This window comes from Ancylobacter mangrovi (assembly GCF_024752355.1).
GTDB lineage: Bacteria > Pseudomonadota > Alphaproteobacteria > Rhizobiales > Xanthobacteraceae > Ancylobacter > Ancylobacter mangrovi.
This window is the reverse complement of the sequence record NZ_JANTHZ010000013.1, coordinates 1-23,854: the sequence shown is the minus strand read 5'-3', so window position 1 is coordinate 23,854 and position 23,854 is coordinate 1. Positions and strand designations below refer to the sequence as shown.

Below are 23,854 nucleotides of genomic sequence, written 5' to 3'. Positions count from 1 at the left end.
CGGCGCGCCCGCCCGCAGGCTTCTGCCTGGGGTTCAGCGGTCGAGCGAGGCGTCCTCCACCATCCATCGTATCAGCTCACCGAACGAATAGCCTGCATGGGCCGCGAGTTCGGGCACAAGCGACGTCTCGGTCATTCCGGGCTGGGTGTTCACCTCCAGACAGACCAAACCGGATTCGTCCCCGGTCCGGTCGTCATAACGGAAGTCCGACCTACTGATGCCCCGACAGCCGAGCGCGCGATGCGCCTTAACCGCTAGCATCCGTACCTTTTGGTAAACATTCGGTAAAATTTGTGCCGGGAGAATGTGGCGGGAACCGCCCGGAGCGTATTTTGCTTCGTAATCGTAGAACCTTAAGTCGGATTGAATTTCGATGACGTCGAGCGCCTCATCGCCCATCACGGCGCAGGTGAGCTCCAATCCGGGGATGTAACGCTCGGCGAGAAGGGTATCTCCATACGCCCAGTCGTCGCGATTCAGCTCCTGCGGCGGGTGCTCCTGGTCCTCCGGGACGATGAAAACGCCGACCGAGGAGCCCTCGCGCACCGGCTTCAGCACATAGGGCCGCTCCAGCACATGGCCGCGCGCCGCCTCGAGCCGCGAGACCACGCGCCCCTCGGGCACCGGAATGCCGTTCTCGGCGAGGATGATCTTGGCCTGCGCCTTGTCCATCGCCAGCGCCGAGGCCAGCACGCCCGAATGGCTGTAGGGGATCTGCAGGATCTCGAGGATGCCCTGGATGGTGCCGTCCTCGCCCGGGCGGCCGTGCAGGATGTTCAGCGCCACGTCCGGCTTCAGCTCGGCCAGCACGCTGGCGATGTCGCGGCCGACATCGACGCGCGAGACCCGGTAGCCCACGCTCTCGGCGGCCTGCGCGCAAGCCTCCCCCGAGTTCAGCGACACCTCGCGTTCCGCCGACCAGCCGCCCATCAGGACGGCGACATGCTTCGCCATGCTCTTCTCCTCGTGCGCCGGCCGCAGGGGCCGCGGCGCCTAGTCCGCCGGAATGCCGATGCGCTTGATCTCCCACTCCAGCCCGACGCCGGAATGGGCCTTCACGCGTGCGCGGACGTCCTCGCCCAGCGCCTCGATGTCGGCGGCGGTGGCGCCACCGGTGTTGATCATGAAATTGCAGTGCATCGGCGACATCTGCGCCGCACCGCGCATCAGCCCGCGACAGCCCGCCGCGTCGATGAGCTGCCAGGCCTTGTGGCCGGGCGGGTTCTTGAAGGTCGAGCCGCCGGTCTTCTCGCGAATCGGCTGCGAGGCCTCGCGCGCGGCGGTGATTCGCTCCATCTCGGCGAGAATCGCCGCGGGTTCGCCCGGCCGGCCCTGGAACAGCGCCTGCGTGAAGACGAGGTCCGCCGGCGCGTCGGAATGGCGGTAGCTGTAGCCGAAATCGGCGTTGCCCAGCACGCGGACATTGCCCGCGCGGTCGACCGCCCGCGCCTCGACCAGCACGTCCTTCGTCTCGCCGCCATGGGCGCCGGCGTTCATGCGCAGCGCGCCGCCTATGCCGCCGGGAATGCCGCGATAGAAGGCGAGCCCGTCGATCCCCGCATCCGCCGCCGCCCGCGCCGCCTTCACGTCCGGCACCGCGGTGCCGACCCGCAGGCGATACCCCTCGTCCACCGCGATCGCATTGAAGCCGCGCCCGAGCCGGATGACGACGCCGGGCACGCCGCCGTCGCGCACGATGAGGTTGGAGCCGAGGCCGATCACCGTCACCGGAACCTCGCCCGGCAGCCGCGCCAGGAAATAGGCGAGGTCCTCCTCGTCTGCGGGCGTGAACAGCACCTGCGCCGGCCCGCCGACGCGGAACCAGGTGAGGTCCGCCAGCGGCTGGTGTGCGAGCATGCGCCCGCGCAGCCCGGGCATGCCGGCGGCAAGCTCGGGCGCGATGTCGGGAAGGCTCACGCCGCGCTCTCCCGCAGGGCGGTGAGCTGGTCGGGCAGGGCATAGGCCCACTGGCTGATGCTGCCCGCGCCGAGGCAGACGACGTAGTCGCCCGGCTTCATCAGGGAGCCGACGATCCCCGCCAGCGCCTCCGGCCCCGGCAGCGCCGTCACCGAGCGATGGCCCCGCGCGCGCAGCGCCTCGACCAGATGGTCGCGGTCGACCCCGGCGATCGGCGTCTCGCCGGCCGCGTAGACGTCGGCGACGATGACGTGGTCGGCATCGTTGAAGCAGGTCGCGAACTGGTCGAACAGCGACTGCAGCCGGGTGTAGCGATGGGGCTGCACCACCGCGATCACCTGCCCGTCGGTCGAGGCCCGCGCGGCGCGCAGCACCGCGGCGATCTCGACCGGGTGGTGGCCGTAATCGTCGAAGATCGTCACGCCGTTCACCTCGCCGGTGCGGGTGAAGCGCCGCTTCACGCCGCCGAAGCCGGCCAGCGCGGAACGGATCTGTTCGTCCGTCGCGCCGAGCTCGTGGGCGACGGTGATGGCGGCGGTGGCGTTGAGCGCGTTGTGCTTGCCCGGCATCGGCAGCACCAGCTCGCGCAGCTCGTGCACCACCCGGCCCTCGCGATCACGGAACAGCACGCCGAAGCGCGAGCGCCCGCCCTTCAGGTCGATGTCGACGAGGCGCACATCGGCCTGTGGGTTCTCGCCATAGGTGATGACGCGCCGGTCCTCGACATGGCCGACGAGGTCCTGCACCACCGGATGGTCGGTGCACATCACCGCGAAGCCGTAGAAGGGCAGGTTGTCGATGAAGCTGCGGAACGCCGCCTGCACCGCCTCGAAGGTCTTGAAGTGGTCGAGATGCTCGGGGTCGATATTGGTGACCACCGCCACCTCGACCGGCAGCTTGAGGAAGGTGCCGTCGCTCTCGTCGGCCTCCACCACCATCCATTCGCCATCACCCAGCCGCGCATTGGTGCCGTAGGCGTTGATGATGCCGCCATTGATGACGGTCGGATCGAAGCCGCCCGAATCGAGCAACGTCGCCACCAGCGAGGTGGTGGTGGTCTTGCCGTGGGTGCCGGCGATGGCGACGCAGCTCTTCAGCCGCATCAGCTCGGCCAGCATCTCGGCCCGGCGCACCACCGGCAGGCGCCGCGCGCGGGCCGCCACCAGTTCGGGATTGTCGCGCTTGATGGCGGAGGAGACGACCAGCACCTCCGCCCCGTCGATGTTCTCGGCGCGGTGGCCGACATGCACCGCGATGCCCTTCTCGACGAGGCGCTTCACATTGGCGCTCTCGGCGACGTCCGAGCCCTGGACCGTGTAGCCGAGATTGTGCAGCACCTCGGCGATGCCGCTCATGCCGATGCCGCCGATGCCGACGAAATGGATGGGCCCGAGCGAGAGCGGGAGCTTCATGCGATCTTCCTTCGGCCTGTGCGCGAGGTTCGCGCGGGCACAATTTCCGGGCGCGCAGCAATAGACGAGGCCGTCCGGTACGTCATCCCGCCTATGGTAGTGTCGCTAGCCATCGAGGCCCGCCGTGCGGATGACGAGCTCGGCCAGCCGTTCGGCCGCGTCCGCCCGTCCCAGCCGGTGCGCCGCCCCGGCCATGGCCGCGAGTTCCGCCGGCTCCGCCATCAGCGCGGCGATCCGGGTCGCGAGGCTCTGCGGGGTGAATTCGGCCTGCGGCACCAGCGCCGCCCCGCCCGCGCCGGCGAGCGCGGAGGCGTTGGCAAGCTGGTCCTGGTCGATCGCCCCCGGCAGCGGCACGAGGAAGGACGGGCGCCCGATCACGCACAGCTCCGCCACCGTCGAGGCGCCCGAGCGGGCGATGACGAGGTGGGCGCGCGCCATGCGGGCGGGCAGGTCGTCGAAGAAGGGCGCCACCTCGGCCGCGACGCCGAGGCGGGCATAGGTGGCGCGGACCTGGTCGAGATCTTCCGGCCGCGCCTGCTGCACGATGGAGAGCCGCGCGCGCAGCGACGGGTCGAGCCGCTCGATGCCGGCGGGGACCACCTCGCTCATCACCCGCGCGCCCTGGCTGCCGCCGAACACCAGCAGCTCGAACCGCCCGCCCGGCTCCGGCGCCGCGAACGGCGCGACCGCCGCGATCACCGCGGGCCGGACCGGGTTGCCGGTGTGGTGCGCCTTGGCGGCGAGCGAGGGGTTGCCCTTCAGTATGTCGGGATAGCCGGTGGCGATGGCGCTGACCCGCGAGGCCAGCATCGCATTGGCCCGGCCCATCACCGCGTTCGCCTCATGGATCAGCGTCGGCCGGCCGGCGAAGGCGGCGGCGAGCAGCGGCGGCACGGTGGGATAGCCGCCGAAGCCGACCACCGCCGCCGGCTTCAGCGAGCGCATCAGTGCGAAGCCCTTGAGGACGCCGGTGCCGAGCGCGAGCGCGGTCCGCGCCAGCGCCACGGGCGAGCGCCCGCGCACCGTGTCGGCCGGCAGCACGTGGAGCCGGCGCGCGGGAAAATGCCCGGCATAGCGGGCCGCGCGCGCGTCGGTCGCGAGGTCGACCGCGATGCCGCGCCGCCCGAGCGCGGTCGCGAGAGCTTCGGCGGGAAACAGATGGCCGCCGGTTCCCCCGGCGGCGATCAGCACGAGCGGCGTGTCCGGCGTGGCCATGGCGCGCCTCAGCCCGGATGCGCCAGCGGCGCGCCTGTTGCCGGGGCCTTGCGCGTGCCCAGACGGGTGCCGAGCCGCTCCAGCTCGGCCAGCGTCGAGACCCGCGGGCGCCGGCGCGTCAGCGCGAGCAGCATCCCCATGCCGTAGGCCAGCGAGAGCAGCGACGAGCCGCCATAGGACACGAAGGGCAGCGTCATGCCCTTGGCCGGCATCATGTGCAGGTTGACCATCATGTTGATGCAGGACTGGAGCCCGAACAGGATCGACAGCCCCGCCACGGCGAAGCGCACGAACGGGTCCTCGTCGTTCATCGCCCGCGACAGCGCGCGCAGCACGATGAAGGCGAACAGGCCGGCGATCATCATGCACAGAATGGCGCCGAACTCCTCGCCGGCGACGGCGAAGATGAAGTCGGTATGCCCGTCCGGCAGCACCTTCTTGAAGGTGCCCTCGCCCGGCCCCTGCCCGAACCAGCCGCCATTCATGAAGCTGTCGATGGCGAGGTCGATCTGGTAGGTGTCGCCCGAATCCGGGTCGAGGAAGCGGTCGATGCGCTGGGTGACGTGCGGCACCGTCGCATAGGCGATGAACAGCCCCGTCGCGCCGATGCCGCCAAGACCGATCACCCAGATCATCCTGAGCCCGGCGAGGAAGAACAGGCTGCCCCAGACCAGCGAGACCAGCATGGTCTGGCCGAAGTCCGGCTGCAGCACCAGCGGCGTCACCACCATGCCCAGCAGCGCGATGGCGAGGAGCTGGCCCGGCATCTCCGGCCGCCGCACGCTTTCCGAGAACAGCCAGGCGGCGATGATGACGAAGCTCGGCTTGAGGAATTCGGAGGGCTGCACGGTCACGCCGAGGATGGTCAGCCAGCGCCGCGCGCCCTTCACCTCCGGGCCGATGACCAGCGTGGCGAAGACGAGGCCGAGGAAGACCAGGAACAGCACCAGCGACAGGCGGCGTATGTTGCGCGGCGACAGGAACGAGGTCGCGATCAGCACGATCAGCGCCGGCACCAGATACATCACCTGCCGGTGCACGAAATAGAAGGGATCGGGAATGCCGAGGCGGGCCGCGATCGGCGGGCTGGCGGCCAGCGCCAGCACGATGCCGATGATCATAAGTGCGGCCAGCGCGCCAAGCAGCAGCCGGTCGATCGTCCACCACCACTCGCCGACAATGGTGCGTTCGGCACGCGAAATCATCTACGCCACTCCGGAAGAACGTTCTCCCGACTATCGAGTGGTTAAGGTTGACGTCAGCTTAATGCGCCCGCCGGCAACGCCTCAGGCGGAGCCGATCGCCCCGCGGTCGAGCGCAACCCGGTCGCGGCCGGCGCGCTTGGCCGCATAGAGCGCCTGGTCGGCACGCATCAGCAGCGCGTCGATGTCGAACGGGGCCGCGGCGGTGGCGACGCCGATACTGGCGGTGAGCACCACTGGCTCGGCCTGCGCCGAGATCGCCAGCGTCTCGATCGAGCGGCGCAGCTCCTCCGCGCGCTCGGCCGCCTTGTCCTGGCTGAGGCCGGTCAGCAGCGCCACGAACTCCTCGCCGCCGAGGCGCGCCAGCACCCCGTCGCCGACCACGGAGCGGCAGCGCTCGGCGAAGGCGCGCAGCACCGCGTCGCCCACGGCATGGCCGTGCAGGTCGTTCACCACCTTGAAGTGGTCGATGTCGATCATCATCACCGAGACCGGGTCCCCGGACGCCGCGGCCGTGTCCAGCACCAGCTTGGCGTCGGCGAAGAAGCGGCGGCGGTTGCGCAGGCCGGTGAGCTCGTCGGTCTCCGCCCGGTGGCGCAGCTCGGCCTGCACCTGCTGCTCCTGCGAGACATCCCAATAGACCAGCACCGGATGGTCGCCGATGCAGCGCAGGCGGAAATGGACGAATTTCTGCGTGCCGTCCTTGCAGGTGACCTTCCAGTCGTTCATCGGCACCGCAACGCCGTCCGCCTGGGAGGCGGCCAGCGCCTCGTCCCACGCCTTCATCGCCGCGTCGCGGTAGGCGGGATCGGGATAGGCGTGCTCCCACCAGTCGTCGAGGTCGATCAGCTCGTCCTTCTCCCAGCCGAACAGGCGCTGCGCATGCGTGTTGGTGAAGACGCAGTCGCCGTCCTTGTCGTAGATCTCGATGCCGACCGGCATCCATTCGAGCACCGCCTGAAGGTCCTCGTAGATGGAGGAGATGGCCTTCCCCTCCTCCTTCCCGACGACCTCGCCGCACAGAGTGACGAGCCAGTGGCCCGGCGGCTCGTCTACGGGCGAGAGCTCGAGCCGGAACGCACGCGGATGGCCGGGAAGACGCGCGGTGACGGACGGGGCGCCGGCCGCATGAGCGCCGGCATCGGCGCCGGTGTCGGGAGTGTCGCGCCGCACTGCCGCCCGCGCCAACTGCGCGGCCGCCTCCGCCCCGACCAGCCGCTCCAGCGCCATCGGCAGGAACGTAGGGCTACTGGGCTCGGAGGTGTCGCCCGGCTCGGCACTATCGCCCGCGAGCAGCCGTCGCATCGCCCCGTTCAACGCCAGCACCCTGTCCGCTTCCGGCGCCAGAAGGAGAAGGGGCACGTTGACCCATTCCATCCATGCCGGGGGTGCGGTGTCTGCCATGCGTGTTTCCCACTCCTTCCACACTATATGGTCGAGTGCCGGCTATTTTGGTGGTAACCGAAGACCTTCAACGAGCGTACGGAACGCATCGCCGCGCAATTCGAAGTTGCGGAACTGGTCGAAGCTCGCGCAGGCGGGCGAGAGCAGCACCACGGGATGGGGCAGGCCGGAGGCCGCCGCGTCGCGCGCCGCCCTCTCCACCGCGACGTCGAGCGTGCCGCAGATCTCGTGCGGCACCGCCTCGCCGAGCGTCGCGGCGAAGTCCGGCGCGGCGACGCCGATGAGATAGGCCTTGCGCACGCGCGGGAACAGCGGCTTCAGCGGCACGATGCCGCCCTCCTTCGGCTTGCCGCCGGCGATCCAGAAGATGTCCTCGAACGAGACCAGCGCCCGCTCGGCCGCGTCCGCATTGGTCGCCTTGGAATCGTTGACGAACAGCACGCTGCCGATGGTGCGCACCTGCTCCATGCGATGGGCGAGGCCGGGAAAGCTGCGCATGCCGGCGGCGATGGTCTCGGGCGCGAGGCCGAGCGCATGAGCGGCGGCGAAGGCGGCGGCGGCGTTCTGCGCGTTATGGGCGCCGCGCAGCGAACCGATGCCGGCGAGCGGCAGGGTGAAGGTGCGGCGCCCGCGCTCCATCACCGCGAGATCGGTCCCGTCGAGATGGATGCCGTCGTCGAGCGGGCCGAGCACGGAGATGCGCACCACGCGCGTGCCCGCCGCCTCGACGCGCTCGGCGATTCCCCGGCACCAGGCGTCGTCGACGCCGATCACCGCCGTCCCGCCGGCCCCGACCCCGGCGACGAGACGTTCCTTGATCTCGGCGTAGTGCTCCATGGTGCCGTGCCGGTCGAGATGGTCCGGCGACAGGTTGAGCAGGATACCCACCGTCGGGTCGAGGCTCGGCGCCAGGTCGATCTGGTAGGAGGAGCATTCGACGACATAGACCCGCCCCGGCGCGGGCGGCTCCAGCCCCAGTATGGCGGGCCCGAAATTGCCGCCGATCTGCGCGTCGCGGCCGCCTTCGCGGATGAGATGGGCGAGCAGCGCGGTGGTGGTCGACTTGCCGTTGGTACCGGTGATCGCCGCCATCGGCGCCGGCTGGCCGATGCGCCGGCGCTCGCGCACGAACAATTCGATGTCGCCGATCACCTCGACCCCGGCCGCCTGCGCGCGCCGCACCGTCCAGTGCGGCTCGGGATGGGTCAGCGGCACGCCGGGCGCCAGCACGAGCGCCGCGAAGGAACTCCAGTCGGCCGCGTTCAGGTCGCCGGTCGGGATGCCCTCGGCCGCCGCCTTCCCGACCGAGGCGGGGGAATCGTCCCAGGCCGTCACCCGCGCGCCGCCGGCCATCAGGGCGCGCGCCGTCGTGAGGCCGGAGCCGCCGAGGCCGAACAGGGCGACGGCGCGATCGTTCAGGGTGTTCACGGGAATCATGTCGGTGACGGGGATCTCGAGCGGACCGGGAGGCGGTCGGAAGGACCGTTCAATTGGCTAGCGCATTTCCACGCCCAATGAAATGATCGGTGGAACGCTGACGAGATTGCGCATGCCACACGTCACCCTGCTCCCCCTCGGCTCGACGATGCGCGTCCTGCGCCCGCATCCAAACCTCTACGCCTTCTATGATGGCCGCATCGAGGGCGCACGCGCCTGGTCGGCGGCGCCGAACTGGCTCGACGACGGTGCCTATGCGCTCGGCGTGTGCGTCTACGCGGTGGTCGATGGCACCGACGCGATCGTCTACGACACCCACATCTCGCTCGCCCATGCCCGCGCCATGCGCCGCACGCTGGAGGAGGCGGGCGTGCGCACCATACGGGTCGTGCTCAGCCACTGGCATGACGACCATGTGGCCGGCAACGAGGTGTTCGCCGATTGCGAGATCATTGCGCTTGCCGCCACCGAGCGCGCCCTCGCCGCCCATCGCGCGGCGCTGGAGAGCGGCGATCCGCCGATCCACCCGCTGGTCATGCCCAACCACGTGATCACCGGCCCGACCCGCCTGAAGGTCGGCGCGCTGACGGTCGAGCTGGAGCCGGCCGAGATCCACAGCCATGACGGCCTGATCCTGCTGCTGCCGGAGCTGGGCATCATGCTCGCCGGCGACACGCTGGAGGAGCCGATCACCTATGTGGCCGAGCCCGAGCGGCTGGGCGCCCATCTCGAGGAGCTGCAGCGCGTCAAGGGGTGGGGCTACCAGCACATACTGCCCAATCACGGCGCGCCCGACGTGATCGCCGCCGGCGGCTACGGGCCGGAGCTGATCGACGCCACGATCCGCTATGTAAGGAAGCTGATCCGCACCCGCACCGACATGTCGCTGGCCGACCAGGACCTGTCGACCTTCATCGCCGGCGACCTCGCCACGGGCACCCTCACCTATTTCGGGCCCTATGAGGAGGTCCACGCCAACAACGTGAAGAAGGTGATGGCGCTGCCCTGAACGTTTTTGTCCGGACGCCGCGCCGCCTCAGCGCAGCTTCAGGGTCGAGAGGCCGATCAGCGCCAGCACCACGGCGATGATCCAGAACCGGATCACGATCTGCGGCTCGGTCCAGCCGAGCTGCTCGAAATGGTGGTGGATCGGCGCCATCTTGAAGACGCGCTTGCCGGTGAGCTTGAAGGAGATCACTTGCACGATCACCGACACCGCCTCCAGCACGAACAGTCCGCCGATCACCGCCAGCACGATCTCGTGCTTAGTCGCGACCGCGATGGTGCCGAGCAGGCCGCCCAGCGCCAGCGAACCGGTGTCGCCCATGAAGATCTGCGCCGGCGGCGCGTTGAACCACAGGAAGCCGATGCCCGCGCCGATGATCGCGCCGCAGATCACCGCCAGCTCGCCGACGCCGGCGACGTAGTGGATCTGCAGATAGTCCGCGAACAGCACGTTGCCGGAGAGGTACGAGATCAGCCCGAAGCTGCCCGCCGCCACCATCACCGGCACGATGGCGAGCCCGTCGAGCCCGTCGGTCAGGTTCACCGCATTGCCGGCAGCGACGATGACGAAGGCGGCGAAGATGACGAAGAACCAGCCGAGGTCGAGCAGCAGATCCTTGAAGAAGGGGAACGCCACTGAAGAAGAGAGCGGCTCGCGCCCCACATGCATGATGATGACCGCCGCCGAACCGGCGATCACCGCCTCAATGGCGAGCCGCGTGCGCCCGGAAAGACCGGCATGGGTCTGCTTGGTCACCTTGAGATAGTCGTCATAGAAGCCGATCAACCCGAAGCCGATGGTGACGAACAGCACCACCCACACATAGGGGTTGGACAGGTTCGCCCACAGCAGCGTCGCCACCATCAGCCCGGAGAAGATCATCAGCCCGCCCATGGTGGGCGTGCCCTTCTTGCTGAGCAGGTGCGACTGCGGCCCGTCGGTGCGGATCGGCTGGCCCTTGCCCTGCTTCAGCCGCAGCAGGGCGATGATCGCCGGCCCGAACATGAACACGAAGAGCAGCGCGGTGATGATCGCGCCGCCGGTCCGGAAGGTGATGTAGCGGAACACGTTGAGGGCCGGGAGGCTCTCCTGGAACTGGGCCAGCCATTGCAGCATCGGATCAACCTTCCGGGGAGGACATGCGCGGGCGCACGGCGCGGCGGCGGGCGGAGCGCGGCGCGACCGGCGGAGAAAGGGTGAAGGGGCGCATCCGCATCATTCGGAGGCATCCGCCTGCGCCGCCTCGGGCGCGGGGAACCGCTCGATCAGGGCACGCGCGAGCGGGCCCATGCGGCTGCCGTTCGAGCCCTTCACCATCAGCACGTCGCCACCGCGCAGGCGGTCGGCGACGAGGGGGAGCAGCGCCTGCGCGTCCGGCGCCCAGGCCTCGCGCCGGTTCTCCGGCAGCGCCTCCCAGAGCGCGCGCATCTGCGAGCCGGCGCAGAAGACCAGATCGGCGCCCGCCGCCGACGGGGCGAGCTCGCGGTGCATCGCCTCGCCCGAGGGACCGAGTTCCAGCATGTCGCCGAGCACGGCGATGCGCCGCCCGCGTCCGGCCACAGGGCAGCCGGCCAGCACGGCGAGGGCGGCCCGCATCGAGGCCGGATTGGCGTTGTAGCTCTCGTCGATCAGCGTCGCGGTGCCCCCGCGCACGCCGAGCATGGTGCGCACGCCCCGCCCCGGCGGCGGGCCGAGCGAGGCCAGCGCCATGGCGGCGAGGCAGAGATCCGCGCCGGCGAGCTTGGCGGCGGCGAGTACCGCCAGCATGTTCTGCACGATGTGGCGCCCGGGAAGCCCGACCTTGAAGCTCACCGTCTCGCCCATCACGTCGGCGATGGCGGTCGAGCTCTGCGGCTGCAGCGCCACGCTCAGCAGGCGCACCTGCGCGCTCAGCGCCTCGCCGAAGCCGACCACGGTGTCGATCCCCGCCGCCCGCGCCGCCTCGGCCAGCCGGTCGAACTGCGGGTTGTCGCGGTTGAGCACCGCCGCCCCGCCCGGCTCGACGCCGCTGAAGATCTCCGCCTTGGCGTCGGCGATGGCCTCGATATTGGGGAACTGCGCGATGTGGACCGGCTCGATGGTGGTGATGACCGCGATATGCGGGCGCACCATCGCCACCAGCGGCGTGATCTCGCCGGAATGGTTCATGCCGAGCTCGAACACGCCATAGGCGCTGCGCTCGGGCATGCGCGCAAGCGACAGCGGCACGCCCCAGTGATTGTTGTAGGACGCGGCCGAGGCATGGGTCGGCCCGTCCGCCCCGAGCGCCAGCAGCAGCGCCTCCTTGGTGGTCGTCTTGCCGACCGAGCCGGTGACGCCGACGATCCGCGCCCGCGTGCGCTCGCGGGCCGCGCGGCCGATCGCCTGCAGCGCGGCGAGCACGTCGTCGACCGCGAGCAGCGGCGCCTCGGGGGGCATGTCGGGAACCCGCGCGCGCTCGACGATGCTGAGCGCCGCCCCGCGCCCGGCCGCCGCGCCGACATAGGCGTGGCCGTCGCTATTGTCGCCGCGCAGGGCGACGAACACGTCGCCGGGCTGGAGCGTGCGGGTATCGATCGACACGCCGCCGATCGCCACGCCGTGCGTGCCGATGAGCGTGCCGCCGGTCGCGTGCACGAGCGCGTCGGGCGTCCAGAGCGGCTCGGCGTCGGCCATCGCGTTCAGCCTCCCAGGCAGTGCGCCGCGACGTCGCGGTCGGAGAAGGGGAGTGTCCGGTCGCCGATGATTTGGCCGGTTTCGTGGCCCTTGCCGGCGATTAGCACGACATCCCCGGAATGCGCCATCGCCACGGCGGCGCGGATCGCCTCCGCCCGGTCGCCGATCTCGCGCGCGCCGGGCGCGGCGGCGAGGATCTCGGCGCGGATCAGCGCGGGGTCCTCGCTGCGCGGATTGTCGTCGGTCACGATCACGACGTCCGCCTTCTCGGCGGCGATCGCGCCCATCAGCGGGCGCTTGCCCCGGTCGCGGTCGCCGCCGCAGCCGAACACCACGATCAGCCGGCCGGAGACGTAGGGCCTGAGCGCGTCGAGCGCGTTGGCGAGCGCGTCGGGCTTGTGGGCGTAGTCGACGAAGACGCTGGCGCCCTCCTTCGCCCCGACCAGCTCAAGCCGCCCCGGCACGCCCTGGAGCGTCTCCAGCGCGCCGAGAGCCTCCCCGGCCGAGGCGCCGGTGAGCATGACGAGGCCGGCGGCGATCAGCGCGTTCGCGGCCTGGAAGGCGCCGACCAGCGGCAGCCGGAGCGAGAAGCGCTCGCCGTCGGCCTCGACCTCGAGCCGCTGGCCCAGCCCCTCGTCATGGCGGCCGAGCAGCGCGATGCCGGCCCCGGCGACGCCGATGCCGAGCACGTTCAGCTCGTGGTCGGCCGCGATCTGGGCGACATGGCTTCCCTCGGTCGTGTCCACCCACACCGCCGCCCCGCCGCCGCGCGGCAGCAGGTCGCGGAACAGCCGCAGCTTGGCGTCGAGATAGGCCTCCATGCTCGGATGATAGTCGAGATGGTCGCGCGACAGGTTGGTGAAGGCCCCGGCCGACAGGCGCACCCCGTCGAGGCGGTACTGGTCGAGCCCGTGCGAGGAGGCCTCCAGGCACAGATGCGTCACCCCCTGCCCGACGAGATCGTGCAGGGTGCGGTGCAGGGCGATCGGGTCCGGCGTGGTCAGCGAGCCGTAGACCGCGCCCGAGGGCGCGACCACGCCCAGCGTGCCGAGGCTGGCGCTGGCATGGCCGAGCTTCTGCCAGATCTGGCGCGCGAAGGCCGCGACCGAGGTCTTGCCCGAGGTGCCGGTGACGGCGGCGATCGTCTCCGGCTGATGGGGAAAGGCGCGCGCGGCGGCGAGCGCCACCGCCCGGCGCGCATTGCCGACGCGGACATAGGAGATACCGGGCTCGATGCCGTCGAGCTCCGCCTCGCCGACGACCGCCACCGCCCCGCGCGCGAGCGCGTCGCGGGCGAAGGCCATGCCGTCCGCCTTCGAGCCGGCCAGAGCGAAGAACACGTCGCCGGCGCGCGCCTTGCGGCTGTCGAGCACCGGATCGGCGACCTCGATCGCCGGATCCGCCGCCTGGTAGTCGGCATCCGCTCCCACCATTTCCCCAAGCGTCAGGGTCCGGTGGCGTTTGGTCGTCGACAGGGTCGGATCAGACATCCTCGTGGTCCTGCTCGCACGGAGCACGGCGGGCCCGAAGGTCCGTCCGGCTATGGCAATAGCCGATTCCGGGCCCGTGACGCACCGGAAATCGGCGGCCTGGCCTATTGCGCCTGCGCCACCTTGGCGGAGCTGGTCAGGATGCTCTCCGGCGAGGGCAGGTCCGGGCGCGGCATGATGCCGAGCATCGGCGCGACGCGCTGGATGATGTTGGCCGTGGTCGGCGCGGCGTTCCAGCCGGCGGTGGCGTAGCCATAGGTGCCTTCGACCGCCTTCGGCTCGTCCAGCATCACCAGCACAAGGTACTGGGGATCGTCCATCGGGAAGGCGGAGATGAACGAGGTGAGCAGCTTGGTCTTCGAATAGCGGCCATTGACCACCTTCTCCGCCGTGCCGGTCTTGCCGCCGACGAAATAGCCCGGCGTGTTGGCCTTCTTGCCCGAGCCCTTCACCGCGTTGAGGCGCATCAGATAGCGCATCTTGACGCTGGTCTCCGGCTTGATGACCCGCACTGCGACCTTGGCCACTTCCTCGGGCGTGCGCTTGAGGAAGGTCGGGGGGATGAGCCAGCCGCCGTTCACCAGCGCATCCTCGGCCATCAGCACCTGGATCGGGGCGACCGCGAGGCCGTGGCCGAAGGCGATGGTGGCGGTGTTGAGCTCGCCCCAGTGCTTGGGGACGATCGGCGCCGCGCTCTCGGGCAGCTCGGTGCGCAGCCGGTCGAGCTGGCCCATCTTCTTCAGGAACGCCTTGTGCGCGTCGACGCCGAGCGCCAGCGCCATCCGCGCGGTGCCGATGTTCGAGGAGTAGATGAACACTTCCGGCAGCGTCAGCACGCGGTTCTCGGCGTGGTAGTCGTGGATCCTGAACCGGCCGAACTGCAGCGCCCCGCGCGCGTCTAGCGTCGAGTTGAGCGTGAACTTGCCGCTGTCCAGCGCCATGGCGAAGGTCAGCGCCTTGAAGGTCGAGCCCATCTCGAACACGCCGGTCGTCAGACGGTTGAGGTTCTTCGGGTCGAGCGAGCGGGCCGGGTCGTTGGCGTCGAAGTCGGGGAGCGAGGCCATGGCGATGATCTCGCCGGTGCGCACATCCACCACCGTTCCCGCCGCCGCGATGGCCTTGAACTTCTCCTTGGCATTGAACAGCTCGTCGCGCAGCACGTGCTGCACGCGCAGGTCGAGGGCGAGCTCGACCGGCTCCTGCTGCCGGTCGGAGGCGAAGCCGGCGAGGTGGAGATCGGCGAGACCGCGCGTGTCGATCCACTTCTCGATGCCGGCGATGCCCTGGTTGTCGATATTGGTCGAGCCGAGCACATGGGCGCCGAGCGTGCCGCCGGGATAGACGCGGCGGTTCTCGGTCATGAAGCCGATGCCCGGCAGGCCGAGGGCGTGGATCTCGCGCTGCTGCTGCGGGGTGATGTCGCGCTTCAGCCAGACGAAGCCGCGCTTGCTGGAGAGCCGGTCGCGCAGTTCGTCCACGTTCAGGTCCGGCAGGATGGCGGTCAGCGCCTCCACCGCCTCGTCGACGTCGATCAGCCGGCGCGGCTCGCCATAGAGCGAGGCGGACTTGACGTCGGTGGCGAGCACCAGCCCGTTTCGGTCGAGAATGTCCGGCCGCGCCGAGGCCACCGCGTCGGCGGCGAGGCCGCGCCGCGCGATCGTGCCCTCGGGCACCGAGGCCAGCATGGCGAGGCGCCCGGCGATCGCGACATAGGCGCAGGCGAAGAACAGCATGCACAGCACGATGCGCGCCCGCGCGACCGCGTGCGGCTCCGGCCGGCCGCGGCCGATGGCGGCGCGCACGAGGCCGACCAGCAGGCGCACGACGTATAGCGGCAGGCGCAGCAGCACGCCGGGCAGTGCGACCAGGCCCGCCTTCAGATGCGCAGCGATGGAGGAAGACGACATGGCCATGAGAAGCGACCTCCGTGAGCTACTGTCCGACCGTGCCCGGAGGCAGGAGCGGCCGGGATGCGGCGGGATTGAGCGGGGCGCCGAGCGCACCCTGCGGACCGACGAAATGCGCGCGCGGCGGCGCCATGTTGCCGGCCGCCGGCATGGCCGACAGCGGCAGCGGCGCGCCGGGCGGGTCGTCGTCGCCCGAGGCGTCGGCCAGCGGCCCGTCGCCGGGCAGCGGCGCCGGCCGCGGCCCGGACGTCGCGGGCGCGGGCTTGGGCACCGGCTTGGCGGAGGTCGGCGCGGCGCGGGCGGGCGTGGGTCCGTCCACCAGCGCCTCGATCATGCCGCCGAGCGAGTCGGAATTGTTCTCGGGCTTGGCCGGCAGGCTCGCTAGCTGGTCCATGTGATCGACGTCGAGCGGCTGCATGTCGAGATGGTTCTCGGCCAGCGCCTGGATGCGGTCCGGCGCCGTGCGGCGCGCCCATTCGGCGTTGAGCACGGCGATGCGGTCGCGCTCCTTGTGGATCTCGTCGCGCAGCTTGGCGATCTTCTGCGCCTCGAAGGCGGCCGAATATTTCACCTGGTAGACGGCGCCGGCCGCGGCGAGAAGGGCGATGACCGAGACGGCATTGAGTATGCGGAACATGTCTCGACCTCAGCGGCTGCGGGCGTCGGCGGCGGGAAGCGGGGGCAGGAAACGGTCGAGGTCGCCCGGCGGATGGGCCGGCGCCTCGGTCCTCTCGGCCGCGCGCAGCTTGGCCGAGCGGGCGCGCGGATTTCGTGCCGTCTCCTCGTCTCCCGCCTCGACGGCGCCGCGCGCCACCAGCCGGAAGCTCGGGGCGGGTCCGTCCAGCGCGGGCATGTGGCGCGAGCCGGCCGACGCCTTGGCGCGATGGGCGAGGAAATTCTTCACGATGCGGTCTTCCAGCGAATGGAAGGTGACGACCACCAGCCGGCCGCCGGGCTTCAGCGCCCGCTCGGCCGCCGACAGCGCGCGGGCGAGCTCGCCCAATTCGTCGTTCACCGCGATGCGCAGCGCCTGGAAGCTGCGCGTCGCCGGATGCGGCTCGTGCGGCTTGGCCCACACAACCTTGGCGATGATCTCGGCAAGCTGGAGCGTGCGCTCGATCGGCGCCTGGGCCCGCGCGGCCACGATGGCACGGGCGATGGCGCGCGACTGGCGCTCCTCGCCGAAGCGGTAGATCAGGTTGGCGAGGTCGGTCTCGCCGAGCCGCGCCACCAGATCGGCGGCGGACGGCCCTTCGCTCGACATGCGCATGTCGAGCGGCCCGTCGCGGCGGAAGGAGAAGCCGCGCTCGCCCTCGTCGAGCTGCATGGAGGAGACGCCGATATCCAGCACCACCCCGTCGACGAGGCCCGTGCCCTCGGCTTCCACCACCTCATCGAGCCGGCTGAAGCGCTCATGTGCCAGGGTCAGCCGCCCGGCGCTCTCGGCGACCAGCGCCTGCCCGTCGCGGATGGCGTTGGGATCGCGGTCGATGGCGATGACGCGGGTATCGGCCGCCTCGAGGATGGCGCGGGTATAGCCGCCCGCGCCGAAGGTGCCGTCGACATAGACGCCGCCGTCGCGCGGCGCGAGGTGGGAGAGCACCTCCGCGAGCAGGACGGGCAGATGGCGGGCCGGTCCGCCGGCAGCGTCCGTCTCCGAACCGCCGCGACCCGCCATCACGCCTCCTCGCCGCGGGTTTCCCCCGCGTTCCGGGAACCGAGCTGCCGCTTCAAGGTCCGCACCTTCGCCGTGGCCTCCGCGAGGTGGGACCGAAAGCGCTCCGGCTCCCAGATCCGAAATCGGTCGCCGAGGCCGACCAGCATGGCCTCGTCCTTGACATGCGCATGCGCCTTCAACGTCTCGCTCAGCACCACACGCCCCTCGGGATCGAGCTTCAGGGTCTCGATCGCCCCATAGAGCGCGCCCGCCAGCTCCTCGCGCGCTTCCGAATAGGGCGGGAAGCGCTCGACCAGGCTGTCGATCCCCGCCATCAGCCGGGCCCCTCCCGCTTCCAGCGCCGGCAGGTCCAGCGCCGGGTGGCAGTAGAGATGCTCCAGCCCGTCGCGCGCGATCAGCGCCCGGAAGGCGGCGGGTACCGACATCCGGCCCTTCGAATCCAGCCGCATCGCATAGGTCGATACGAAACGATCCATCGGCCCGGTACGCCCCGTCACAGCTACGCCATCCGCCGCCAGCACGCCGCGCGGCACCGGACGCCGCGTGGGCGCCGCTGACCTTGTCGACTTGGTACTGCAACGGAATGATTTGGGTTACCATGGGATATGATGGGCGTCAATGGAACGGCTGCCAATGGACCCCGGGCGCCGCACCGCGCGACGCACCGAACCATCCGGCCGGTGATGGCCGATTAACGCTGCATGAACCTTAAGAATCGGTTGAATCCCGATCGGCGCCCGCTTAGCTGGCGCCATGAAAGAGATGCCCGCCGCCTCAGCGCCCGACTTCCCGGCCGACTCGCCGCTCGCCGCCGAGGTGCTGGCCTCGCCCAATCACGGCGAGCGCATCGGCATCGGCGCGCCCGACATGCTGGTGCTGCACTACACCGGCATGGAATCGACGCCCGAAGCGCTCGACTGGCTGCGCTCGCCCGAGAGGCAGGTCTCCGCGCACTATCTCGTGTTCGAGGACGGACGCATCGCCCAACTCGTGCCGGAGGCGCGGCGGGCCTGGCATGCCGGGGCGGCGCGATGGGCGGGCGCGAGCGACATCAATTCGTGCTCGATCGGCATCGAGATCGCCAATCCCGGCCACGCGCACGGCTACCCGCCCTTCCCCGCGATCCAGATCGAAGCCGTCACCGCGCTCGCCAAGGACATCCTCTCGCGCCGGCCGATCCCGCCCGACCGGGTGCTCGCCCATTCCGACGTCGCGCCGCTGCGCAAGGACGACCCGGGCGAGAAGTTTCCGTGGGAGGTGCTGCACCGCGCCGGCGTCGGCCACCTGGTCGAGGAGGTGCCGCCGAGCGACGGGCGCTTCTTCATGCGCGGCGAGCACGGCCAGCCGGTCGAGGCGCTGCAGGCCATGCTCGCGCTCTATGGCTATGACGTGCCGGTCTCCGGCAGCTATTGCGCACAGACCGAGGCGGTAGTGCGCGCCTTCCAGCGCCATTTCCGCCGCGCCCGCGTCGACGGCATCGCCGACGTCTCGACGCTGCAGACGCTCTATCGGCTCTCGATGTCGCGGCCCGAACGTCCGGCCGACGAAGGCGCGCCGTTCGCCTGATTCATTTGCATGCCTATATTGACGGCGACCCCGACGGATTGCTGCGTGGGGCCATCTACACGCGCAAGTTTCGTTCGCAAACGTTGCGGTTGCGCCACACTGTGACTCGACGGTGACGCGACAATCGCGCACGCCGAGGCTATTGCCACGCCCGCGCAGGATTCGAGCCTCATTGGGGACAGATTTTCGGGGATTTTCCCCGCCGATCTTCCTCAGCCCACAAAGGCAAAATCCTGGTAATGAACTTTCTTCGCGTCTCCTGTGCTTCCCTCGCCGTCGCGTTCATCACCCTCTCGGGCGCGAACATCGCAAGTGCCAAGTCGAACATCAAAGATCCCGTCTCTTCCACCACGTCTAAACAGACCTCGCGCGAGAAGCTGGCCGACCTCGTCGACAGCGAGGCGCGCGCCAATGGCGTGCCGGTCGCCCTTGCCCGCGCCGTGGTGCGCATCGAAAGCAACTGGAACAGCCACCTGACCGGCCGTGCCGGCGAGGTCGGGCTCATGCAGATCAAGCATCAGACCGCGCGCGGCGTCGGCTATCGCGGCTCGCGCGCCGCGCTCTATGAGCCCGCCACCAACATCAAGTTCGGCATGCGCTATCTCGCCGGCGCCTATCGCCTCGCCGAGGGCGACACCTGCGGCACCGTGATGCGCTACCAGGGTGGCCACGGCGCCCGGCGCATGTCCTCGGCCGCGCGCGTCTACTGCTCCAAGGCCCGCACCCTCATGGCCGCCAACTGAGCCGCCACGGCACCGACACGTTTCGCGCATGGCGGCCGGGCCGGCTCAGGTCTCGCGTGCCCCCGGCCTCCATGCGCGGTCTCCCGGCTTTTCCCGACGATCCGAACGAAGGCCCCTGCGCAATGTCGGCGGGGGACGCGACTTGACGCGGGCTCCGCTCTCCCCCATTGCTCCCCCGCCAGCCGGCCGGACGGCCGCGTCGCCCTTCGGGGCGCCGAGGAAAGTCCGGGCTCCACGGAGACACGGTGCCGGATAACGTCCGGCGGGGGCGACCCCAGGGAAAGTGCCACAGAGAACAGACCGCCTCGGATTCGTCCGCGGCAAGGGTGAAACGGTGCGGTAAGAGCGCACCGCGCGGCCGGCAACGGAAGCGGCACGGCAAACCCCACCGGGAGCAAAGTCGTATAGGGGTGGCACGAGGCCGGGCAGCGATGCCCTGCCTCAGGTCCTGTCTCCGGACAGCCGCCCGGGTTGACTGCTCGAGGCGCCGGGTAACCGGCGTCCCAGAGGAATGGCCGTCACGCGGGAGCGATCCCGCCATACAGAACCCGGCTTACAGGCCGGCTGGCATCTTGAACTCTCCGTCCAGGCAGGTTTCCTGTCCGGCCTGTGCCATAGATGATGGCGCCCAGGCCCGGACGGAAGGAAGCTGCCTCATGTGCACCCGCACGCTCTATGTCGGTACGGAAGATCTCGTCATTACCGGACGCAACATGGATTGGAAGGAGGACATGTACTCCAATCTGTGGGTGTTCCCCGCCGGCATGAAGCGCGACGGCGCGGCCGGGCCGCAGTCCATCGCCTGGACCTCGCGCTATGGCAGCGTCACGATCAGCGGCTACGAGGCCGGCACCACGGACGGCATGAACGAGAAGGGCCTCGTCGCCAACATCCTCTACCTCGCCGAATCCAGCTACGGCCCCCAGGCGGGCGCCGGCCCGTTCCTCAGCATCGCGCTGTGGGGCCAGTACGTGCTCGACAATTTCGCCACCGTCGCCGAGGCGGTGGATGCGCTCGCCGCCCACCCTTTCATCCTGCTCGCGCCCATGCTGCCCAACGGCTCGGAGGCGACGCTCCATCTCTCGGTCTCCGACGCGAGCGGCGATTCGGCGATCTTCGAATATCTGGCGGGCGAACTCGTCATCCATCACGGCCGTGACTATGTGGTGATGACCAATTCGCCGCCCTATGAGCAGCAGGTGGCGCTCAACGCCTACTGGCAGCGCATCGGCGGCCTCACCTTCCTGCCCGGCACCAACAACGCCGCCGACCGCTTCGCCCGCGCCTCGTTCCTCCTCGGCGCCATCCCGCGCAGCCTCGACAAGGCCTATATCGCCGGCGTGCCCGATCACACCTACGCCCATCAGGCCGTCGCCTGCGTCATGAGCGTCCAGCGGGCCGTGAGCGTGCCGCTGGGCATCACCACGCCCGAGCAGCCGAACATCTCCTCGACCATCTGGCGGAGCGTCGCGAACCAGCGGGACCTGATCTACTATTTCGACTCGGCGACCCGCCCGAGCGCCTTCTGGATCAACCTCGCCAAGCTCGACCTCGCGCCCGGCGCGCCGGTGCGCAAGCTCACCATCGCCAATGGCGAGGTTTATGCCGGCGAGGTCAGCGCGGTGTTCGCGCCCGCCGAGCCCTTCGCCCCCCTCCCCGCCCGGCCCGAAGCCGCCTGACCCATCCGCCCGGAGCCATGCCCATGCCCCTTCGCATCATCCTCGCCGGCGCCACCGGCTGGGTCGGCCGCGCCCTCGTGCCCGCCATCGCCGCCGCGCCGGATCTCGACCTCGTCGCCGCCGTCTCCCGCGCCACCGCCGGCACCGAGATCGATGGCGCGCCCGTCTTCGCGACCGTCGGCGAGGCGCTCGCCGTCCCCGCGGACGTGCTGATCGACTACACGAAGCCGGACGTGGTGAAGGCGAACGCGACCGCCGCGCTCGAGGCCGGGCTCGCCGTGGTGGTCGGCACGTCGGGCCTCGACGCCGACGACTATGCCGGGCTCGACGCGATCGCCCGCGCGAAGGGCGTCGGCCTGCATGCCGCCGGCAACTTCTCCATCACCGCCACGCTGATGAAGCGCTTCACGCTGGAGGCGGCGAGATATGTCGCCGATGTGGAGATCATCGAATACGCCTCGGCCGGCAAGCCGGACGCGCCCTCGGGCACCGGGCGCGAGCTCGCCGAGGCATTGGCGCAGGTGCGCCGGCCCGCCACCAGCCGCCCGGTCGACACCGTGGTCGGCCTGCCGCAGACGCGCGGCGGGGCGATCGGCACCGGCGCGAACGAGGTACGGGTGCACGCGGTGCGCATGCCCTCCTTCTCGCTCGCCATCGAGAGCATCCTCGGCGCGCCGGACGAGCGGCTGACCATCCGCCACGACGCCGGCTCCTCCGCCGCGCCCTATGTCGCCGGCACGCTGCTGGCGGCGCGCAAGGTGGGCGGCTGGACCGGGGTGCGGCGCGGCCTCGACATGCTGCTCGACTGAAGCGCGATCAGTCCGCGCCGGCCTCGGCCTCGGGCGCGGGGATCGGGCTGGCGAAGGCCCTTTCCGCGGTGAAGGAGCGCACATTGCCGGTCGCATGACCCGCCCCGCCACCGCCGATCGAGCCGGTCGCGGTGGTGTCGATGCCGAGCCACTGCGCCAGCGGGACCGAGGCCGGCGGCAGCGGGATGCCCGGCGGGCGCGAACTCGGCGGGCGCGAGCCTGCCGGCGGCGCGGCGCGTGCCGGCGCCGGATAGGCGGAAGGCGGGGGATAGGCCGAGGGAGGCGGATAGGCAGCGGGCGGCGGGTAGGATGGGGCCGGATAGGCGCTCGCCGGCTGCGAGGGATAGGCCGAGGGCGCGCTCTGCGCCGGATAGGCCGACCGCGGAGGCGCACCCGCCGGCGGCGTGAGCGGGGTCGGCGCGCCGTAATCGGGCGTCGGCGAGCGATAGTCGGGGTCGACGCCATGGCCATAGGCCGGCGCGGGCGCGTTCGGCGCCAGCACCATCGGCGCACCGGGCGCGGAGAGCGGCACCGGCGCGCCTGCCGTCTCGGGCCCGGGCGGCGGCGGACGGCGCCCGGCGGACGGCGCGGGAGCGACCGGCGTCCGGGAGATCGGCGCCGAGGAGAAGATGGTGGCGTTGGCCGGCGCATAGCCGTCATCCTCAGCCGGCTCGGTATCGACGACCGGCGTCGCCTGCGGCGGCGCTGAGACCATGGGACGCGCGTTCCACGGCGCCTGCCCGGGGGGCGCCTTGTAGATCGGGTTCACCATGGGCGGCGCCTTGTAGATCGGAGGGCTGAACGGCGCCGGAGGCGTCGGCAGCGCGACCTTCGGGTTGCACGCCAGGTGCCCGGAGGAGCGCCGCATCAGGTCCACATGGATGTGGTCGTAGTGATAGATGTTGTAGCCGGGCCCGAGCACGGTCGAGAAGCGCTGGCAGCCGGTATATTGCACCGTGCGCAGGAAGCCGCGCTCGTCGGTGCTGCCCTTCCAGCCGGTCTTCACCGAAATCTCGCGCCCGTCCGCCAGCACGAAGCCGCCGATGTCGAGCGCGTTGCCGAAGGCGTGCTCGGAAATCTTGCCCGAGGGCCCGCCATTCATGTTGCGGCAGGAATAGGAGGAGAGCTGCTTGACCTTGGCCACCGGCTGGCCGAACCAGGCCATGGCGGCGGGCTGGATGTCCTCGAGCATCCAGCGGTCGACCGAAGCGGTGATCGGGCAGGCCAGCGTCGCCTTGGGCGAGAGCTCGATGGCCCCGTCATTGAAGGCGAGCACCTTGAAGGGATGGTCCATCCCGCAGGTGCCGGCGCCGTCGACCTCGCGAACGGGAATGGTGTAGGCGGAGGGCTTGACGAGGCCCTCCGCCAGGCACCGTTCCTCTGCTTCCGAACGCCAGGGTTCGCGCTGCTCGAGCCCGAACTTGCAACCGGACAGCCCCAGGAGGACGAGCGGGGCTACGAAAAACCAGGAAACGCCGCGCGTCATGAGGGCAAGCTAGGCGACGTTGGTTGACAGCCGGTTAAGCAAGCCGCGTCATTTGCGCAGACAAATGAAAACGGCCGGAGGTCGCCCCCCGGCCGTTATTTCGAAACTCGAACCTTATTACAGGTTCTTGACGATATCCTCGACCATTTTCTTTGCGTCGGCGAAGAGCATCATGGTGTTGTCGCGGAAGAACAGCTCGTTCTCGACGCCGGCATAGCCGGCGGCCATGCCGCGCTTGATGAACAGCA

The 23,854-nt window shown here is 70.3% G+C and carries 21 protein-coding genes and 1 other RNA gene; 6 read left to right on the top strand and 16 right to left on the bottom strand.

From position 1 onward, the window contains the following. Nucleotides 1–33 precede the first annotated feature (33 nt). From NVS89_RS20660 to murD, 7 genes are all read right to left on the bottom strand, one after another. Nucleotides 34–954, bottom strand: coding sequence for a D-alanine--D-alanine ligase (locus tag NVS89_RS20660; protein ID WP_258734661.1), 921 nt, complete (start codon nucleotides 952–954; stop codon nucleotides 34–36). Between the two features lie 39 nt (nucleotides 955–993). After that, a complete protein-coding gene (gene murB / locus NVS89_RS20655; protein ID WP_258734660.1) occupies nucleotides 994–1,917 on the bottom strand; it encodes a UDP-N-acetylmuramate dehydrogenase in 924 nt (307 codons plus the stop codon). Continuing rightward, nucleotides 1,914–3,329 (bottom strand): UDP-N-acetylmuramate--L-alanine ligase, encoded by a 1,416-nt coding sequence (murC, locus tag NVS89_RS20650; RefSeq protein WP_258734659.1) that lies wholly within the window; start codon nucleotides 3,327–3,329, stop codon nucleotides 1,914–1,916. Before murC ends, murB begins: the two co-directional genes overlap by 4 nt. Nucleotides 3,330–3,434: 105 nt before the next feature. Then, nucleotides 3,435–4,544: an undecaprenyldiphospho-muramoylpentapeptide beta-N-acetylglucosaminyltransferase gene (gene murG, locus NVS89_RS20645; protein ID WP_258734658.1), complete on the bottom strand. Its 1,110-nt coding sequence runs from the start codon at nucleotides 4,542–4,544 to the stop codon at nucleotides 3,435–3,437. An 8-nt stretch (nucleotides 4,545–4,552) separates the two neighbouring features. Continuing rightward, on the bottom strand, nucleotides 4,553–5,749 hold the full coding sequence (gene ftsW, locus NVS89_RS20640; RefSeq protein ID WP_258734657.1) for a putative lipid II flippase FtsW: 1,197 nt from the start codon (nucleotides 5,747–5,749) through the stop codon (nucleotides 4,553–4,555). 81 nt (nucleotides 5,750–5,830) lie between these two features. Further along, on the bottom strand, nucleotides 5,831–7,150 hold the full coding sequence (locus NVS89_RS20635; protein ID WP_258734656.1) for a sensor domain-containing diguanylate cyclase: 1,320 nt from the start codon (nucleotides 7,148–7,150) through the stop codon (nucleotides 5,831–5,833). Nucleotides 7,151–7,192: 42 nt separating this feature from the next. After that, nucleotides 7,193–8,587 (bottom strand): UDP-N-acetylmuramoyl-L-alanine--D-glutamate ligase, encoded by a 1,395-nt coding sequence (gene murD, locus NVS89_RS20630; protein ID WP_258734655.1) that lies wholly within the window; start codon nucleotides 8,585–8,587, stop codon nucleotides 7,193–7,195. 112 nt (nucleotides 8,588–8,699) lie between these two features. Between murD and NVS89_RS20625 the strand changes: the two genes are divergently transcribed. Then, nucleotides 8,700–9,596, top strand: a complete 897-nt coding sequence (locus NVS89_RS20625; RefSeq protein ID WP_258734654.1) for an MBL fold metallo-hydrolase — start codon at nucleotides 8,700–8,702, stop codon at nucleotides 9,594–9,596. Between the two features lie 27 nt (nucleotides 9,597–9,623). Here the strand turns inward: NVS89_RS20625 and mraY are convergent, their stop codons facing one another. From mraY to NVS89_RS20590, 7 genes are all read right to left on the bottom strand, one after another. Beyond that, complete coding sequence (mraY, locus tag NVS89_RS20620; protein ID WP_258734653.1) at nucleotides 9,624–10,709, bottom strand: phospho-N-acetylmuramoyl-pentapeptide-transferase; 1,086 nt, start codon at nucleotides 10,707–10,709, stop codon at nucleotides 9,624–9,626. Nucleotides 10,710–10,808: 99 nt separating this feature from the next. Further along, entirely contained in the window at nucleotides 10,809–12,248 is a 1,440-nt protein-coding gene (locus NVS89_RS20615) for a UDP-N-acetylmuramoylalanyl-D-glutamyl-2,6-diaminopimelate--D-alanyl-D-alanine ligase (RefSeq protein ID WP_258734652.1), read from the bottom strand. A gap of 5 nt (nucleotides 12,249–12,253) precedes the next feature. Further along, entirely contained in the window at nucleotides 12,254–13,738 is a 1,485-nt protein-coding gene (locus tag NVS89_RS20610) for a UDP-N-acetylmuramoyl-L-alanyl-D-glutamate--2,6-diaminopimelate ligase (RefSeq protein ID WP_374114612.1), read from the bottom strand. 104 nt (nucleotides 13,739–13,842) lie between these two features. Continuing rightward, on the bottom strand, nucleotides 13,843–15,651 hold the full coding sequence (locus NVS89_RS20605) for a peptidoglycan D,D-transpeptidase FtsI family protein (protein WP_258734651.1): 1,809 nt from the start codon (nucleotides 15,649–15,651) through the stop codon (nucleotides 13,843–13,845). Nucleotides 15,652–15,670: 19 nt separating this feature from the next. Continuing rightward, complete coding sequence (ftsL, locus tag NVS89_RS20600; protein WP_258734650.1) at nucleotides 15,671–16,282, bottom strand: cell division protein FtsL; 612 nt, start codon at nucleotides 16,280–16,282, stop codon at nucleotides 15,671–15,673. Nucleotides 16,283–16,291: 9 nt separating this feature from the next. After that, the gene (gene rsmH, locus NVS89_RS20595; protein ID WP_258734649.1) at nucleotides 16,292–17,323 is read right to left on the bottom strand and encodes a 16S rRNA (cytosine(1402)-N(4))-methyltransferase RsmH; all 1,032 of its coding nucleotides are present in this window, start codon (nucleotides 17,321–17,323) and stop codon (nucleotides 16,292–16,294) included. After that, a complete protein-coding gene (locus NVS89_RS20590) occupies nucleotides 17,323–17,799 on the bottom strand; it encodes a division/cell wall cluster transcriptional repressor MraZ (RefSeq protein WP_258734648.1) in 477 nt (158 codons plus the stop codon). Before NVS89_RS20590 ends, rsmH begins: the two co-directional genes overlap by 1 nt. A gap of 286 nt (nucleotides 17,800–18,085) precedes the next feature. Between NVS89_RS20590 and NVS89_RS20585 the strand changes: the two genes are divergently transcribed. The 5 genes from NVS89_RS20585 (at nucleotide 18,086) to dapB (ending at nucleotide 22,120) form a co-directional block, all read left to right on the top strand. Continuing rightward, nucleotides 18,086–18,889: an N-acetylmuramoyl-L-alanine amidase gene (locus tag NVS89_RS20585; protein ID WP_258734647.1), complete on the top strand. Its 804-nt coding sequence runs from the start codon at nucleotides 18,086–18,088 to the stop codon at nucleotides 18,887–18,889. A gap of 239 nt (nucleotides 18,890–19,128) precedes the next feature. Next, nucleotides 19,129–19,632, top strand: coding sequence for a lytic transglycosylase domain-containing protein (locus NVS89_RS20580; RefSeq protein ID WP_258734646.1), 504 nt, complete (start codon nucleotides 19,129–19,131; stop codon nucleotides 19,630–19,632). A gap of 178 nt (nucleotides 19,633–19,810) precedes the next feature. Then, nucleotides 19,811–20,204, top strand: an RNA gene (rnpB, locus tag NVS89_RS20575) — RNase P RNA component class A. 84 nt (nucleotides 20,205–20,288) lie between these two features. Next, complete coding sequence (locus NVS89_RS20570) at nucleotides 20,289–21,311, top strand: linear amide C-N hydrolase (protein WP_258734645.1); 1,023 nt, start codon at nucleotides 20,289–20,291, stop codon at nucleotides 21,309–21,311. 23 nt (nucleotides 21,312–21,334) lie between these two features. Beyond that, complete coding sequence (gene dapB, locus NVS89_RS20565; RefSeq protein ID WP_258734644.1) at nucleotides 21,335–22,120, top strand: 4-hydroxy-tetrahydrodipicolinate reductase; 786 nt, start codon at nucleotides 21,335–21,337, stop codon at nucleotides 22,118–22,120. Between the two features lie 7 nt (nucleotides 22,121–22,127). Here the strand turns inward: dapB and NVS89_RS20560 are convergent, their stop codons facing one another. Together NVS89_RS20560 and NVS89_RS20555 are read right to left on the bottom strand one after the other, a co-directional pair. Then, nucleotides 22,128–23,606: an extensin-like domain-containing protein gene (locus tag NVS89_RS20560; protein WP_258734643.1), complete on the bottom strand. Its 1,479-nt coding sequence runs from the start codon at nucleotides 23,604–23,606 to the stop codon at nucleotides 22,128–22,130. Nucleotides 23,607–23,723: 117 nt separating this feature from the next. After that, nucleotides 23,724–23,854 (bottom strand): NAD(P)(+) transhydrogenase (Re/Si-specific) subunit beta (locus tag NVS89_RS20555; RefSeq protein ID WP_258733595.1); only part of this gene is annotated, 131 nt, incomplete at its 5' end.